Source organism: Streptomyces sclerotialus (genome assembly GCF_040907265.1).
Classification (GTDB): Bacteria; Actinomycetota; Actinomycetes; order Streptomycetales; family Streptomycetaceae; genus Streptomyces; species Streptomyces sclerotialus.
The window spans coordinates 5,871,034-5,884,746 of sequence record NZ_JBFOHP010000002.1; the positions used below are offsets into that span (position 1 = coordinate 5,871,034).

The 13,713-nt window shown below is 73.7% G+C and carries 8 protein-coding genes and 1 pseudogene; 5 read left to right on the top strand and 4 right to left on the bottom strand.

The window, feature by feature from the left end; all coding sequences use genetic code 11:
* Positions 1-130 precede the first annotated feature (130 nt).
* The 3 genes and pseudogenes from AAC944_RS26095 to AAC944_RS26105 form a co-directional block, all read right to left on the bottom strand.
* Positions 131-1,122: pseudogene (locus AAC944_RS26095) on the bottom strand (LLM class flavin-dependent oxidoreductase).
* Between the two features lie 93 nt (positions 1,123-1,215).
* A complete protein-coding gene (locus tag AAC944_RS26100; protein ID WP_030623642.1) occupies positions 1,216-2,679 on the bottom strand; it encodes a purine-cytosine permease family protein in 1,464 nt (487 codons plus the stop codon).
* A gap of 235 nt (positions 2,680-2,914) precedes the next feature.
* Positions 2,915-4,138, bottom strand: a complete 1,224-nt coding sequence (locus tag AAC944_RS26105) for an NAD(P)/FAD-dependent oxidoreductase (protein ID WP_030623639.1) — start codon at positions 4,136-4,138, stop codon at positions 2,915-2,917.
* Positions 4,139-4,301: 163 nt separating this feature from the next.
* Between AAC944_RS26105 and ftsY the strand changes: the two genes are divergently transcribed.
* On the top strand, positions 4,302-5,531 hold the full coding sequence (ftsY, locus tag AAC944_RS26110) for a signal recognition particle-docking protein FtsY (protein ID WP_030623636.1): 1,230 nt from the start codon (positions 4,302-4,304) through the stop codon (positions 5,529-5,531).
* Positions 5,532-5,750: 219 nt separating this feature from the next.
* On the opposite strand, the gene AAC944_RS26115 is transcribed toward ftsY, so the two are convergent.
* The gene (locus tag AAC944_RS26115) at positions 5,751-6,428 is read right to left on the bottom strand and encodes a bifunctional DNA primase/polymerase (protein ID WP_030623633.1); all 678 of its coding nucleotides are present in this window, start codon (positions 6,426-6,428) and stop codon (positions 5,751-5,753) included.
* Positions 6,429-6,870: 442 nt separating this feature from the next.
* Here AAC944_RS26115 and nsdA point away from each other — a divergent pair, with 442 nt between their 5' ends.
* From nsdA to AAC944_RS26135, 4 genes are all read left to right on the top strand, one after another.
* A complete protein-coding gene (gene nsdA / locus AAC944_RS26120; RefSeq protein ID WP_438272837.1) occupies positions 6,871-8,355 on the top strand; it encodes a transcriptional repressor NsdA in 1,485 nt (494 codons plus the stop codon).
* A gap of 302 nt (positions 8,356-8,657) precedes the next feature.
* Entirely contained in the window at positions 8,658-10,103 is a 1,446-nt protein-coding gene (locus AAC944_RS26125) for an ammonium transporter (RefSeq protein WP_030623628.1), read from the top strand.
* Positions 10,100-10,438, top strand: a complete 339-nt coding sequence (locus AAC944_RS26130; RefSeq protein WP_030623625.1) for a P-II family nitrogen regulator — start codon at positions 10,100-10,102, stop codon at positions 10,436-10,438. Before AAC944_RS26125 ends, AAC944_RS26130 begins: the two co-directional genes overlap by 4 nt.
* A gap of 563 nt (positions 10,439-11,001) precedes the next feature.
* On the top strand, positions 11,002-13,638 hold the full coding sequence (locus AAC944_RS26135) for a [protein-PII] uridylyltransferase (RefSeq protein ID WP_051872386.1): 2,637 nt from the start codon (positions 11,002-11,004) through the stop codon (positions 13,636-13,638).
* Positions 13,639-13,713: the final 75 nt, after the last annotated feature.

Below are 13,713 nucleotides of genomic sequence, written 5' to 3' on the forward strand. Positions count from 1 at the left end.
CCCGCCAGCCTTTCTCCTCGCCACGGATCTGCCCCGGCTCCCCGATGGAGCCGGGGCAGCCGCATGTCCGGAGCCGGCCGCCACCGGACATCCTTCGGCGCCGGCCGGAGCCGCCGCCCGGACGGCAGGCTCACTCCGCCGGCCGCGGCAGCACCCGCTCCGCGAAGGGGCGCAGCGACCGCCACCCCTCACCCACCGGCATCCCGCCGCACAACGGGTGCAGGATCAGCGAGTCCGACGCTTCCGCCTTTCCCGCGTACGCCACGCACTCCTCGGGCGTCAGCACCCGGTACCCGCCCTCCCGGCGCAGCGCCGCCACGTCCGTGGCCTGCGAGCGCACCGCCGAGTGCGGGCCGGCCCCCGCCCGCCGGCCCGCGTACGTGCGCGCCTCGCACAGGAAGTGCTCCCCGTAACGCTCCCAGGCCCGGTCCGGGTCCTCCGCGACGTGCAGCAGCGCCGTGGCCGCCGGCGGCTGCATGACCCGGCCCTCGTGGCCGTGCTCGGCGCACCGCCGGTGGTAGTACGCGGTGAGCTCCGGCAGGTGGGCGCTGGGGAGGAACGGCAGGCCGAGCCGGGCCGCACGGCGCGCCGCCGGCCGGGAGGCGCCGCCCACCAGGGGGAGCGGGTGCGGCCGGGTGGCCGGGCGGGGGGCGTGACGCGGACCGTGCGCCCCCGGTACGTGAACGGTTCGCCGGTCCAGGCCCGCAGCAGCGTCTCCGGCACCTCGTCCTGGAGCGCGCCGCGCCGCTCCCGGTCCTTGCCGTGCGCCGCGTACTCCTCGGGCCGGCAGCCCGGGCCCGCGACGGTGACCAGCCGGCCGCCGCCGAGCAGGTCCGGCACGACGAGGTCCTCGGCCGGCCGCGGCGGGTCGTGCAGCGGGGTGATCAGCGCGGAGACGGTGACGGTGATCCGCCGGGTGGCGCCGAGCACGGCACCGGCGAAGGTGAGCGGCGAGGGCATCCAGCCGTTGCCGGTGGCGTGGTGCTCCTCGGTCTGCACCGTCGTGAGGCCCATGTCGTCGGCGTACCGGGCCATGGCGACGGCCGCCTGGTAGCGCGCCGCCAGGCCCTCGGGCGTGGGCGCCGGGGCGGCCAGGTCGAAGCGCGGGACCGCGACGGGCATGAGGACGTCCCCTGCGCCGGGAGGCGGCGAAGGGGACGTTGGCTGATGCTGTGTCAGTTGTGGAGGGGGCCGGCGCACCTGCCGCCGGAGCGGTTACCGCCCGGCCGGGACCGGCTCCGGCGCCGCGCCGCCCTCGGCGGGGACGTTCTCGCGCGGCGTGGGCAGCACCGCGAAGATCACGGCGGCGATCACGATCGTGACGGCCCAGCCCAGACCGTGCGTGCCGAGCCAGGTGCCGGCCAGCGGGCCGGTGAACCATTCGACCTTGGTCAGGCACAGGCCGACGGCGAGGGCGACGGTCCAGGCGGTCAGCGCCTGCCAGCAGACGCCCGCCCGGTACCAGTACCGGCTGCCGCGCGAGGTGTCCATGAGCGCCTCGGCGTCGTACCGGACGGTGCGGCGGGCGCGGCGCACCATGTCGATCGCGTACACGCCGATCCAGGCCGAGAAGGAGACGCCGAGCAGGGTCAGGAAGGTGATGAACTGGCTGATGAAGCTGGTCGCGACCAGCATCATGAACCCGCCACCGACCAGGCTGATGACGGCGTTGATGCTGACCGCGAGGGGGCGGGGCAGCTTGACGCCCATGGTCTGCGCGGTGAAGCCCGCGGAGTACATCGACAGGCTGTTGATCAGCAGCATGCCGACCACGGCGGTGAGCAGGTACGGGACGGCCAGCCAGGTCGGCAGGATGTCGCCGAGGAACGCGACCGGGTCGCTGGCCTTGGCCAGGTCCGGGGTCCTGGACGTCATGACCGCACCCATCAGCACCATCGGCACCATGACCAGGCCCGCACCGGAGACGGTGGCGCCGACGATCTTCTTGCCGGAGGCCGAGCCGGGGAGGTAGCGGGTGAAGTCCGGGCCCGAGGGGACCCAGCTGAGGCCGCCGGCCGCGATGGTGCCGACGCCGGCGATCACCATCGCCGTCGAGCCGGCCTTCTGCGCGAAGATCTCGTGCCAGTCCATCTTGGCGATCAGGTAGATCAGCACCATCACGCTGAAGACGCCGAAGATGTACGTCGACCACTTGTTGCAGAGGTTGAGGACCTTCCGGCCCATACCGCTGACCAGGAACGTCGTGGCGACGAAGACGAGCAGCGTGACGACGGTGAGGAGCTTGTTGGCCTCGATGCCGAAGAGCAGCTCGAGGATCGTCAGCAGCGCGAACGCGCCGGTCACGGCGTTGATCGTCTCCCAGCCGAAGCGGGCGACCCACAGGATCATGCCGGGGAAGTAGTTGCCGCGGACGCCGAAGGTGGCGCGCGAGAGCATCAGGCCGGGCGCGCCGCCCCACTTGCCGGAGACCGACAGCAGGCCGGTGAGGCCGAAGGAGACGGCCGCGGCGATCACCGCGACGAGGAGTACCTGCCAGAAGTTCAGGTGGTTGAAGACGACCAGAGCGGCGCCCATGGTCAGCAGCAGCACGCTGATGTTGGCGGCGACGTAGGTCGAGAACAGTTCGCGGACGTGTCCGTGCCGTTCGTGGTCGGGGACGGGCTCGATACCGCGGGTCTCTACGGTTCCTTCGGGCTCGGGGGAGGCCGTGGTGTCCATGGTGCAGGTGTCTCTCGTGCGCTGGGGCAAGGGCACCCCCACAGGGGGCAGTCGGCAGCGGCGGTGGTGCCTGGCTGCGGGGCGCGGTGGCCGACGAGGACTCTACGCGCGTTGCGCGGCCGACCACCATCGTACTTTGCACCAACTTCCTGCCGTAAGACCCGTTGGACCCTCCGACGAGTCACGCGCGTCACACTCCTCGTCGGAGAGTCCAGGCGGAGGACGGAGCCGCTGGTCAGCCGGTGGGCTCCGGCATCGGCCGGCGCTGGCCCACCCGGAAGTCGGCCCGGCGCAGGATCTCCTCCGCGTCGTCCACCGGCGGATAAATCCAGCTCTCGTTGATGGCGCGCTTGCGGGCCTTCGCGTACGCGACCGGGACCTCGCGCAGCGCCCGGTCCCAGCCGCTGGTCAGCACCGCGCCCGCGCCCCCGAGGTCGAGGCAGGTGACGTACGGGTCGGTGGTGAACGGGGCCCGCTCCAGCCCGAGCAGGTCGGCCGCCGCGTTGTGCCCGGCGTACTTCCCCTGCGGCGTCGCGTGCTGGCAGGACTGCGTCACGGTGTGGCCGTCCTCGGCGGGCGCGGCCGCCGTGTCCCCGGCCGCGTACACCTCCGGCACCCCGCGCACCCGCAGCCACTCGTCCACCGCCAGCCGCCCCAGCTCGTCGCGCGCGGCGGGGAGCTGCGCGGTGAGGCCGCTCGCCCGCACCCCGGCCGTCCAGACGGCCGTACGGGCCGGGACCGCGGCGCCGTCGGAGAGGTGGACGGCCCCCTCGTCGACGCGCGCCACCGTGACGCCGAGCCGGCGTACCACGCCCAGCTCGTCCAGTGCCCTCTCGATCACCGGCCGCGCGGCCTCGCCGAGCCCGCGCCCGACGACCTCGTCCCGCTCCACGAGGACGACCTCGACCTCGTCGGCGCGCCCGTACGGCGCGGCGACCGCCCGCAGCCGGCCCGCCAGCTCCGTCGCGATCTCCACCCCGGTGAACCCGGCGCCGACCACGACCGCCGTGAACCGGCCCGGCCCCTCCGGCGCGTCCGGCAGCGCCCTGAGGTGCTCCTCCAGGGCGACGGCGGCGTCCATCGTGTCGACGTCGTGCAGCAGCCCGGCGCCGGGGAAGCGCGGGCGGACCAGCGCGCTGCCGGTGGCCAGCACCAGCCGCTCGTACGGGAGCTCCGTGCGGCCCCCGGGTCCTTCGGCGGTGACGCGCCGGCGGGCCGTGTCGATGCCGGTCGCCGTCGCTTCGATGCGGCGCACGCCGACGGGGCCGAGGACGCGGTCCAGCGGGACCCGGTACGCCGCCGGGTCCGCCTCGTACAGCCGGGGGCGGATCACCAGGTCGGGCCCCGGGCTGAGCAGGGTGACCGTGGCGGAGGCGTCATGGGTGCGCAGCAGGCGGGCGGCGCCCGTGGCGGCCCACATCCCGGCGAAGCCGCCGCCCACAATCAGGATGTCCGGCATCCGGATTCTCCTTCCAGTACCCCGCGGGCGGTCCGCGGGGGTGAATCCGGATAGTAACCATCCAGATTCGGTCCTGGATAGTGCGTATCCGGATTCGCTGTGCGCATCCGGAATCGGTGGCGTGCGGCTCCGGGGGCGGTGCGTGCCCGATACTGAGGGAGTTATGGAAATCGTCATCCTTGCTGTAGTCATCGCTGTGGTCGCGCTCGGCGCGATCAGCGGGCTCGTCGTCAGCAGCCGCAGGAAGAAGCAGCTGCCGCCGCCCCCGCCGACCACCCCGTCCGTCACCGCGCCCCCTGCGGAACCGCAGGTCGGTGAGGACGCCGAGACCCCCCGCGACGAAGAACGTCGCACCATCGAAGAGGTCGGCCTGCCGGACTCCGGCGCCACCCTCGTCGAGGAACCGCCCGTCGCCGAGCCCGAGGCGCCCGCCGCGCCCGAGGTCGAGGTGCCGGAGCCGACCGCCGGCCGGCTCGTCCGGCTGCGCGCCCGGCTCTCCCGCTCGCAGAACTCCCTGGGCAAGGGCCTGCTCACGCTGCTCTCCCGGGAACACCTCGACGAGGACACCTGGGAGGAGATCGAGGACACCCTGCTCACCGCCGACGTCGGTGTGCAGCCCACCCAGGAGCTGGTCGAGCGGCTGCGCGAGCGCGTGCGGGTGCTCGGTACGCGGACCCCTGAGGAACTGCGCGGCCTGCTCCGTGAGGAGCTGCTCCACCTCATCGGCACCGAGGCCGACCGTGCCGTGAACACCGAGAACGGCCTGGGAGCCAACGGCCAGGAGATCCCCGGCGTCGTCATGGTCGTCGGCGTCAACGGCACCGGCAAGACCACCACCACCGGCAAGCTCGCCCGCGTCCTGGTCGCCGACGGCAAGTCCGTCGTGCTGGGCGCGGCCGACACCTTCCGTGCCGCCGCCGCCGACCAGCTGCAGACCTGGGGCGAGCGGGTCGGTGCCCGTACGGTGCGCGGCCCCGAGGGCGGCGACCCCGCCTCGGTCGCCTACGACGCGGTGAAGGAAGGTATCTCCGAGGGCGCGGACGTCGTCCTCATCGACACCGCGGGCCGGCTGCACACCAAGACCGGCCTCATGGACGAACTGGGCAAGGTCAAGCGGGTCGTCGAGAAGCACGGCCCGGTCGGCGAGGTGCTGCTCGTCCTGGACGCCACCACCGGCCAGAACGGCCTGGTCCAGGCCCGGGTCTTCGCCGAGGTCGTGGACATCACCGGCGTCGTGCTGACCAAGCTGGACGGCACGGCCAAGGGCGGCATCATCGTCGCCGTCCAGCGCGAGCTGGGCGTGCCGGTGAAGCTGGTGGGCCTGGGCGAAGGCGCGGACGACCTCGCGCCGTTCGAGCCCGAGGCCTTCGTCGACGCGCTGATCGGCGACTGACCGGAACGTGAACGGGTTAGGCCCGCACCGGGTACCGATACGGAAACATCGAGCCCCGCCGCACACGGAGTGCGGCGGGGCTCGGTGCTTGCGCCCGGCGGCGCTGCGCGGGGATGACGCGCCCGGCGACCGGGCGCGGGGCGGTGGTTTTCGGGCGGCTGTACGAGGGGGCGGGGCGCTCCGGCGGCCGGATCGCGGCGGACGGCCGGAGCGGACGGGTCAGGCGCACACCCGGTGGCACACGTACGCCAGGGTGCCCAGCAGCAGCTTCGCCTCCGGCGGGTGGCCCGCGCTGTCCAGCGTCGGCGCCCGCAGCCAGCGCATCGGGCCCAGGCCCGCGAGGTCGCACGGCGGCGCGACGACGTGATCGCCGGGGCCCAGGCACCGCAGGTCCAGCGAGGCGTCGTCCCAGCCCATGCGGTAGAGCAGAGTCGGCAGCCCGGCCGCGGCGCCCGGCGCGACGAAGAACAGCGCCCGGCCGGTCGGGGTGGCGGCCACCGGCCCCAGGGGCAGGCCCATCCGTTCGAGCCGGACCAGGGCCGTACGGCCCGCCGCGGCCGGGACGTCCAGGACGTCGAAGCTGCGGCCGACCGGCAGCAGTACCGAGGCGCCCGGCGTCTCCGCCCAGACCGCAGCGGCCTTCTCCAGCGTGGTGCCGGCGGGCAGCGCGTCCGCGAAGGCGAGGGGGTGGGCACCGGGCGCCGCGCAGTCCGCCGCGCCGCACGAGCAGTTCGCCCGGCCGTCGCCGCCGCGCGTCGCACGGACGCCGGGCACGACGTCCCAGCCCCACAGTCCGGTGTACTCCGCGACCGCGGTGCCCTCGACGGAGCGGACGCGCCTTCTGCTGCCATGGCGGATGTCGCGGAACTCCCGGATGCCGCCGATCGTGAAGCCCATGCCCCCTCCAACGGGTCCTGCATGTCAGTGGTTACGTGCCGGAGTGTTGCCGTGACGCTCCGTCGACAGTCGTCGCTGCCGATGGTGTGACGTAGTGCTTCGGGTGGTGCGGCGTGGCACACGCGCCCTCGGGTGCTCCTCTCCGCCCAACCCTTCGCGACCTGTGTCAAGTCAATCGCGCTGAGCCGCGGAGGAGTTCATTCAAAGGGGTGGCGAATGGTGGCGTTTCCCGGATCGGCCTCGCGGGAGACGTGATCGTAGGATTACTTTCGGTGCACGAACCGGGAGGGGTATCCGCCACGCGGGTATGCCAAAGGCAAGAAGAGTGACCGTCCGGCGGCTTTCCGGCGGCCGGAATCCGTGGTCGGCTGGGGTCACTCCAGGACAGGCGTCGCGAAGGAGCGGCATCCTGTCGGAGTTCGTGACAGGTCGACAGATCCGGATGGGGGCGTTCGAGTTGGGCGGCAACGGCGGCACGTGCGCTGACAAGCGCCCGAACGAGCAACTGGGCTCGTGGTTCGTGCGCAGCGGCTGGTCCAAGGGCGAGCTGGCCCGCCAGGTCAACCGCCGTGCCCGGCAGCTGGGCGCGCACCACATCAGTACGGACACCTCGCGGGTCCGCCGCTGGCTGGACGGCGAGCAGCCCCGGGAGCCGATCCCGCGGATCCTGTCCGAGCTGTTCTCCGAGCGCTTCGGGTGCGTCGTGAGCGTCGAGGACCTGGGCCTGCGCAGCGCGCACCAGTCCCCGTCGGTCTCCGGCGTGGACCTTCCCTGGGCCGGGCCCCAGACGGTCTCGCTCATCAGCGAGTTCTCGCGCAGCGACCTCATGCTGGCGCGGCGCGGCTTCCTCGGGACCTCGCTGGCGCTGGCCGCCGGGCCCGCCCTCATCGAGCCGATGCAGCGCTGGCTGGTGCCCACGCCCGGCGGGGCCGCCGACGAGGCCCGGTCCGACGGCCGCCGCCGCGGCGGCCGGCTCTCCCAGCCCGAGCTGGAGCTGCTGGAGTCCACGACCATGATGTTCCGGCAGTGGGACGCCCAGTGCGGCGGCGGACTGCGCCGCAAGGCCGTCGTCGGGCAGCTCCACGAGGTCACCGACCTGCTCCAGGAGTCGCATCCCGAAGCGGTCTCCAAGCGGCTGTTCAAGGTCGCCGCCGAGCTGGCCGAGCTGGCGGGCTGGATGAGCTACGACATCGGTCTGCAGCCCACGGCGCAGAAGTACTTCGTCCTCGCGCTGCACGCGTCCAAGGAGGCCGGCGACAAGCCCCTGGGCTCGTACATCCTCTCCAGCATGAGCCGCCAGATGATCCATCTGGGGCGCTCCGAGGACGCCCTGGAGCTCATCCACCTCGCGCAGTACGGCAGTCGCGAAATGGCCACGCCGCGCACGCAGGCCATGCTGTATGCGATGGAGGCCCGCGCGTACGCCGGCATGGGCCAGCCCAGCAAGGTCAAGCGCGCCGTCCGGATGGCCGAGGACACCTTCGGGGACATCGAGCCCGGAGCGCAGCCCGAGCCGGACTGGATCCGTTTCTTCTCCGAGGCCGAGCTGAATGCGGAGAACGCCCACTCGTACCGCGACCTCGCCTACGTCGCCGGCCGCAGCCCCACGTACGCCTCGCTGGCGCACCCGGTGATGGAGCGTGCGGTCGAGCTCTTCAGCAAGGACGCCGAGCACCAGCGCTCGTACGCCTTCAACCTGATCGGCATGGCCACGGTCCATCTGCTGCAGCGCGAGCCCGAGCAGGGCGCGGCCATGGCCAGGCAGGCCATACCGTTCGCGAAGCAGGTCCGCTCGGAGCGGGTCAACACCCGGCTGCGCAAGACCGTGGACACCGCGGCCCGCGACTTCTCCGAGGTCGCCGAGGTCATCCAGCTGACGGAGGAACTGCAGCACCACCTGCCGGAGACGGCCGCGGAGGCCGTCTAGCGGGCAGCTCCCGGGAGTCCCGGAAGACTCCGCCGGCACCGCCGAAGACTCCGGTCGCGACCACACCCCGTACAGCCCGACTCGGCTCCCCCATCGCCAGGTCTGTGGGTGCGGTCGCGGCCGGTCAGCGGTTTCCGTGCCCCCCACAGGCGTTCATCCGGGCGTAACACCGCCGTCGCCTTCGTCACTGCGGCGAAACACCGGGGCGCTTCCCCGGAAACGGCGCTGCGCCAACCTCGTGGCGAAAGCCGGCCCATCCGCACCACCCCCGCACGGGCCGCATCGACGACGAGGAGACGCCGATGCCCCCAGGCATCCTGACGCTCGCAGCAGACAAGGCCGAGCTGAGCCCGGCCGACACCGGATTCATGCTGATCGCCACCGCCCTGGTGATGGTGATGACCCCCGCGCTCGCGTTCTTCTACGGCGGCATGGTCCGCGTGAAGAGCGTGCTGAACATGCTGATGATGAGTTTCATCAGCCTCGGCCTGGTGACCGTCCTGTGGGTGCTGTACGGCTTCAGCCTCGCCTTCGGCACCGACCACGGCTCCGTCATCGGCTTCAGCGGCGACTACGTAGGACTCAGCGGCATCGGGCTCACCGAGCTGTGGGACGGCTACACCATCCCCGTCTACGTCTTCGCCGCCTTCCAGCTGATGTTCGCCGTCCTCACCCCCGCCCTGATCAGCGGTGCGCTCGCCGACCGGGTGAAGTTCACCGCCTGGGCGCTGTTCGTCGTCCTGTGGGCGACGGTCGTGTACTTCCCGGTCGCCCACTGGGTCTGGGGCGCCGGCGGCTGGCTCTTCGAGCTCGGCGTGATCGACTTCGCGGGCGGTACGGCCGTCCACATCAACGCGGGCGCCGCGGCCCTGGGCGTGATCTTCGTCGTGGGCAAGCGCATCGGCTTCAAGAAGGACCCCATGCGGCCGCACAGCCTGCCGCTGGTCATGCTCGGCGCCGGCCTGCTGTGGTTCGGCTGGTTCGGCTTCAACGCCGGCTCCTGGCTCGGCAACGGTGACGGCGTCGGCGCGGTCGCCTTCGTGAACACGCAGGTCGCCACGGGTGCGGCGATGCTCGGCTGGCTCGCGTACGAGAAGCTGCGGCACGGCTCGTTCACCACCCTGGGCGCCGCGTCCGGCGCGGTCGCCGGCCTGGTCGCCATCACCCCGGCCTGCGGTTCGGTCAGCCCCCTCGGCTCGATCGCGATCGGCGTGATCGCCGGTGTGCTGTGCGCCATGGCCGTCGGCCTGAAGTACAAGTTCGGTTACGACGACTCCCTCGACGTCGTCGGCGTCCACCTGGTCGGCGGTGTCGTCGGCTCCCTGCTCGTCGGCTTCTTCGCCACCGGCGGCGTGCAGAGCGACGCCAAGGGCCTCTTCTACGGCGGCGGCCTGGCCCAGCTGGGCAAGCAGTCGGTCGGCGTGGTCTGCGTGCTGCTGTACTCCCTCGTGGTCTCGTACGTCCTTGCCAAGGTCATCGACCTGGTGATGGGCTTCCGGATCAGCGAGGACGAGGAGCTGGCGGGCGTCGACCAGGCCGCCCACGCGGAGACGGCGTACGACTACGGCGGCACCGGCGGCGGCACGGCCCTGGCCCGTACGGCGGCACCGGCATCCGGCCCGGCGCCGGCATCCGGTGACGCCCCGGCGCAGGAGGGCGCGGGTGGTACGGCTCCGGCCTCGCAGGCAGGATCATCGGCTCAGGCCCAGGGCGGAACTCCGGGCAAGGCGAAGAAGGTGGACGCGTGAAGCTCATCACGGCAGTAATCAAGCCGCACCGGCTGGACGAGGTGAAGGAGGCCCTGCAGGCGTTCGGCGTGCACGGTCTGACCGTCACCGAGGCCAGCGGATACGGCCGGCAGCGCGGCCACACGGAGGTGTACCGCGGCGCCGAGTACACCGTCGACCTGGTGCCCAAGATCCGCATCGAGGTGCTGGTGGAGGACGCGGACGCCGAACAGCTCCTCGAGGTCGTCGTGAAGGCGGCCCGCACCGGCAAGATCGGCGACGGCAAGGTCTGGAGCGTCCCGGTGGACGAGGCGGTACGCGTCCGGACGGGGGAACGGGGACCGGACGCACTCTGAGGCCTCCCCGCTCTCCGCATGCGGCGTTCCCCTCGGCCGGCCGGTGGCCGAGGGGAACGGACGGCACGGGAGGCCTCCCAGGGGGGCGGCCGGCGGCTCGCCGGCCAGGAGCCGCGGAAGCGGTGGCGGGGCAGACGGTGGATCCGCCGTACGGGCGGTGAGCAGGCTGCGCGTGGCCGCCCGTGCCAGGAGCGGGCAGCTTCTCCGGGCGGGGCGGAAACGACGACTGGGGGCAGGACCGAGACGACCGAGGAGCGCCTGAGGTGACGGACAGCGTGGAGAAGACGGCTACGGCCGACGGGCCGGGTACGGCTTCGGGCGGGTCGGCGGGTCCGACGGCGGGCGTGGGCCCGGAAGCGGGCTCCGGTCCGGAGCTCCGGGGCGGCGGGACGGACCTCGTGGGCGACGCTGCGGAGCTTCGAGGCGGCGGTGCGGAGACCGGAGCGGCCGCCGGGGGCGGCCACGCGGCCGCGGACGGGAAGGACGCCGACGCCGACGGGAAGGACGCCGACGCCGACGGGAAGGACGCCGACGCCGGCGAGGAGGGTTACGCCGGCGCCCGGCTGCGGCTCCTCCAGGACGCCACCACGGCCGGTCCCGAACGCCGGGCGGCCCTGGCCCACCTGACCGACCAGTGGCTGGCCGGACTCTTCGGGGCCGCCGCAGCGCAGAGCGGCGTCAGCGGCGCCTCCCTCGTCGCCGTCGGCGGCTACGGCCGCGGCGAACTCTCCCCCCGCAGCGACCTCGACCTGCTCCTCCTCCACGACGGCAAGGCCTCGGCACAGGAGGTCGCGGCCCTCGCCGACCGCCTCTGGTACCCGCTGTGGGACCTCGGCCTGGACCTGGACCACTCCGTCCGTACCCTCGCCGAGGCCCGCCGCACCGCCCGCGACGACCTCAAGGCACAGCTCGGCCTGCTCGACGCCCGGCACCTCGCGGGCAGCGCCGACCTCACCGCCGCCCTGCGCACCGCGAGCTTCGCCGACTGGCGTGAGGCGGCGCCCGAACGCCTTCCCGAACTCCACGCCCTCTGCCTGGACCGCGCCGACCGCCAGGGTGAGCTGCAGTACCTCCTCGAACCCGACCTGAAGGAGGCCAGAGGCGGCCTCCGCGACGTCACCGCCCTGCGCGCGGTGGCCGCTTCCTGGCTCGCCGACGCGCCCAGAGCCGGCCTGGAGGCGGCCCGCGGCCGTCTGCTGGACGTACGCGACGCCCTGCACCTGGTGACCGGGCGGGCCACCGACCGCCTCGCGCTCCAGGAGCAGGACCAGGTCGCGGCGGCCCTCGGCACGCTCGACGCCGACACCCTGCTGCGTCAGGTGTACGAGTCGGCCCGCACGATCTCGTACGCCGGCGACGTCACCTGGCGCGAGGTCGGACGGGTGCTCCGGTCCCGCTCCGTACGGCCGTCGCTGCGCGGGCTGATCAGCGGCCGGAACGGGCGGAACGGGCGGACGGCGGGCCGGGGCGAGCGTTCGCCGCTGGCCGAGGGCGTCGTCGAGCACGAGGGCGAGGTCGTGCTGGCCCGTACGGCCCGCCCCGAACGCGACGCCGTGCTGCCGCTGCGCGCCGCCGCCGCTGCGGCCCAGGCCGGGCTGCCGCTGTCCCCGCACGCCGTGCGCCGGCTGGCCACGGCGGCCCGGCCGCTGCCGGTGCCCTGGCCCGCCGAGGCCCGCGAGGAACTGCTGACGCTGCTGGGCGCGGGCGCGCGCACCGTGCCCGTCTGGGAGGCGCTGGAGGCCGAGGGGATCATCACCCGGCTGCTGCCGGACTGGGAGCGGGTGCGCTGCCGCCCGCAGCGCAACGCCGTGCACCGCTGGACCGTCGACCGGCACCTCGTCGAGACGGCCGTACGCGCCTCCGCCCTGACGCGCCGCGTCCACCGACCCGACCTGCTCCTGATGGCCGCGCTGCTGCACGACATCGGCAAGGGCTGGCCCGGCGACCACTCGGTGTCCGGCGAGACCATCGCCCGCGACGTGGCCGCCCGGCTCGGCTTCGACGCCAAGGACACGGACGTCATCGCCACCCTCGTCCGCCACCACCTCCTTCTCGTCGAGACCGCCACCCGCCGCGACCTGGACGATCCGGCCACGGTCGGCTCGGTCGCCCAGGTGGTCCGCACGCCCGGCACGCTGGAGCTGCTGCACGCGCTCACCGAGGCCGACGCCCTGGCCACCGGGCCCGCCGCCTGGAGCCGCTGGCGCGAGGGGCTGGTCGCCGACCTGGTCCGGCGGGTCGGCGGGCTGCTGGCGGGCGAGCCGGACGCGACCGCGGCCACGCCTTGGGAGCCCACCACGGAACAGGAACGCCTCGCCGTCGAGGCCTGGCGCACGGGCGAACCGGTACTGACTCTGCACCCTCGTGCCGAGGCACCCGTGACTCCGCAGTCGGCGGAGGCGCCACGGTCCGGGGAGGGGTCTCTCGGGGGATCCGCCGAGGCTCCGCGATCCGCTGAGGCCCCGGGGGCCGCGGGGGATCCGGAACCGCTCGGCGTCGAGCTCCTGATCGCCGTACCGGACCGCCCGGGCATCCTCCCCGCCACCGCCGGCGTACTCGCCGTGCACCGTCTCACCGTCCGCGCCGCCGACCTGCGCGTCATGCCGCTTCCGGAGGAGGTCTACGGGGCGGAGGGGCTGGCCGAGGCGGCAGACCTGTCCGGGACGGGGGAACGGTCCGGGACGAGGGAACGGTCCGGGACGAGGGAACGGTCCGGGGCTGAGGAGCCGCGCACAGCGGCAGAGGCCTCCCCGCGCGCCGCCGTCCGCCGTCCGATGCTGCTCCTCAGCTGGCGGGTGGCGGCGGAGTACGGCTCGCTGCCGCAGGTGGCCCGGCTCCGCGCCGACCTCGTACGGGCCCTGGACGGCTCGCTCGACATCCCCGCGCGCCTGGCCGAGCGCGAACGGGCTTATGCGCGGCGCCTGCGCGGCCTGCAGGCGCCGCCGCCCCGGGTGACGGTGGCGCCCGGCGGTTCCCGGTCCGCCACCGTGATCGAGGTACGGGCCCAGGACGCCCACGGCCTGCTGTACCGCATCGGCCGGGCCCTGGAGGACGCGGGCGTCACCGTACGCAGCGCCCACGTCAGCACCCTGGGCGCCAACGCGGTGGACGCCTTCTACGTCACGGACGCCGACGGCCGCCCCCTGCCGCCCGCCACCGCGGAAGAGGTGGCCCAGGCGGTGGAGCGCGCCCTGAAGTGAGCGGAGCGGCCCCGCTCCTCCCGGGTCCGCGACGGGTGGAGCCGGAGGGGTCGGCGGGGCGCCGTGGCGCGCCCC

What these genes read in the sequence shown, in the direction of transcription:
- nsdA (WP_438272837.1), top strand. Translation starts at nt 6,871, where the DNA reads ATGGGGGCGTTCGAGTTGGGCGGCAACGGCGGCACGTGCGCTGACAAG.
- AAC944_RS26125 (WP_030623628.1), top strand. Translation starts at nt 8,658, where the DNA reads ATGCCCCCAGGCATCCTGACGCTCGCAGCAGACAAGGCCGAGCTGAGC.
- AAC944_RS26100 (WP_030623642.1), bottom strand. Translation starts at nt 2,679, where the DNA reads ATGGACACCACGGCCTCCCCCGAGCCCGAAGGAACCGTAGAGACCCGC.
- ftsY (WP_030623636.1), top strand. Translation starts at nt 4,302, where the DNA reads ATGGAAATCGTCATCCTTGCTGTAGTCATCGCTGTGGTCGCGCTCGGC.
- AAC944_RS26105 (WP_030623639.1), bottom strand. Translation starts at nt 4,138, where the DNA reads ATGCCGGACATCCTGATTGTGGGCGGCGGCTTCGCCGGGATGTGGGCC.
- AAC944_RS26115 (WP_030623633.1), bottom strand. Translation starts at nt 6,428, where the DNA reads ATGGGCTTCACGATCGGCGGCATCCGGGAGTTCCGCGACATCCGCCAT.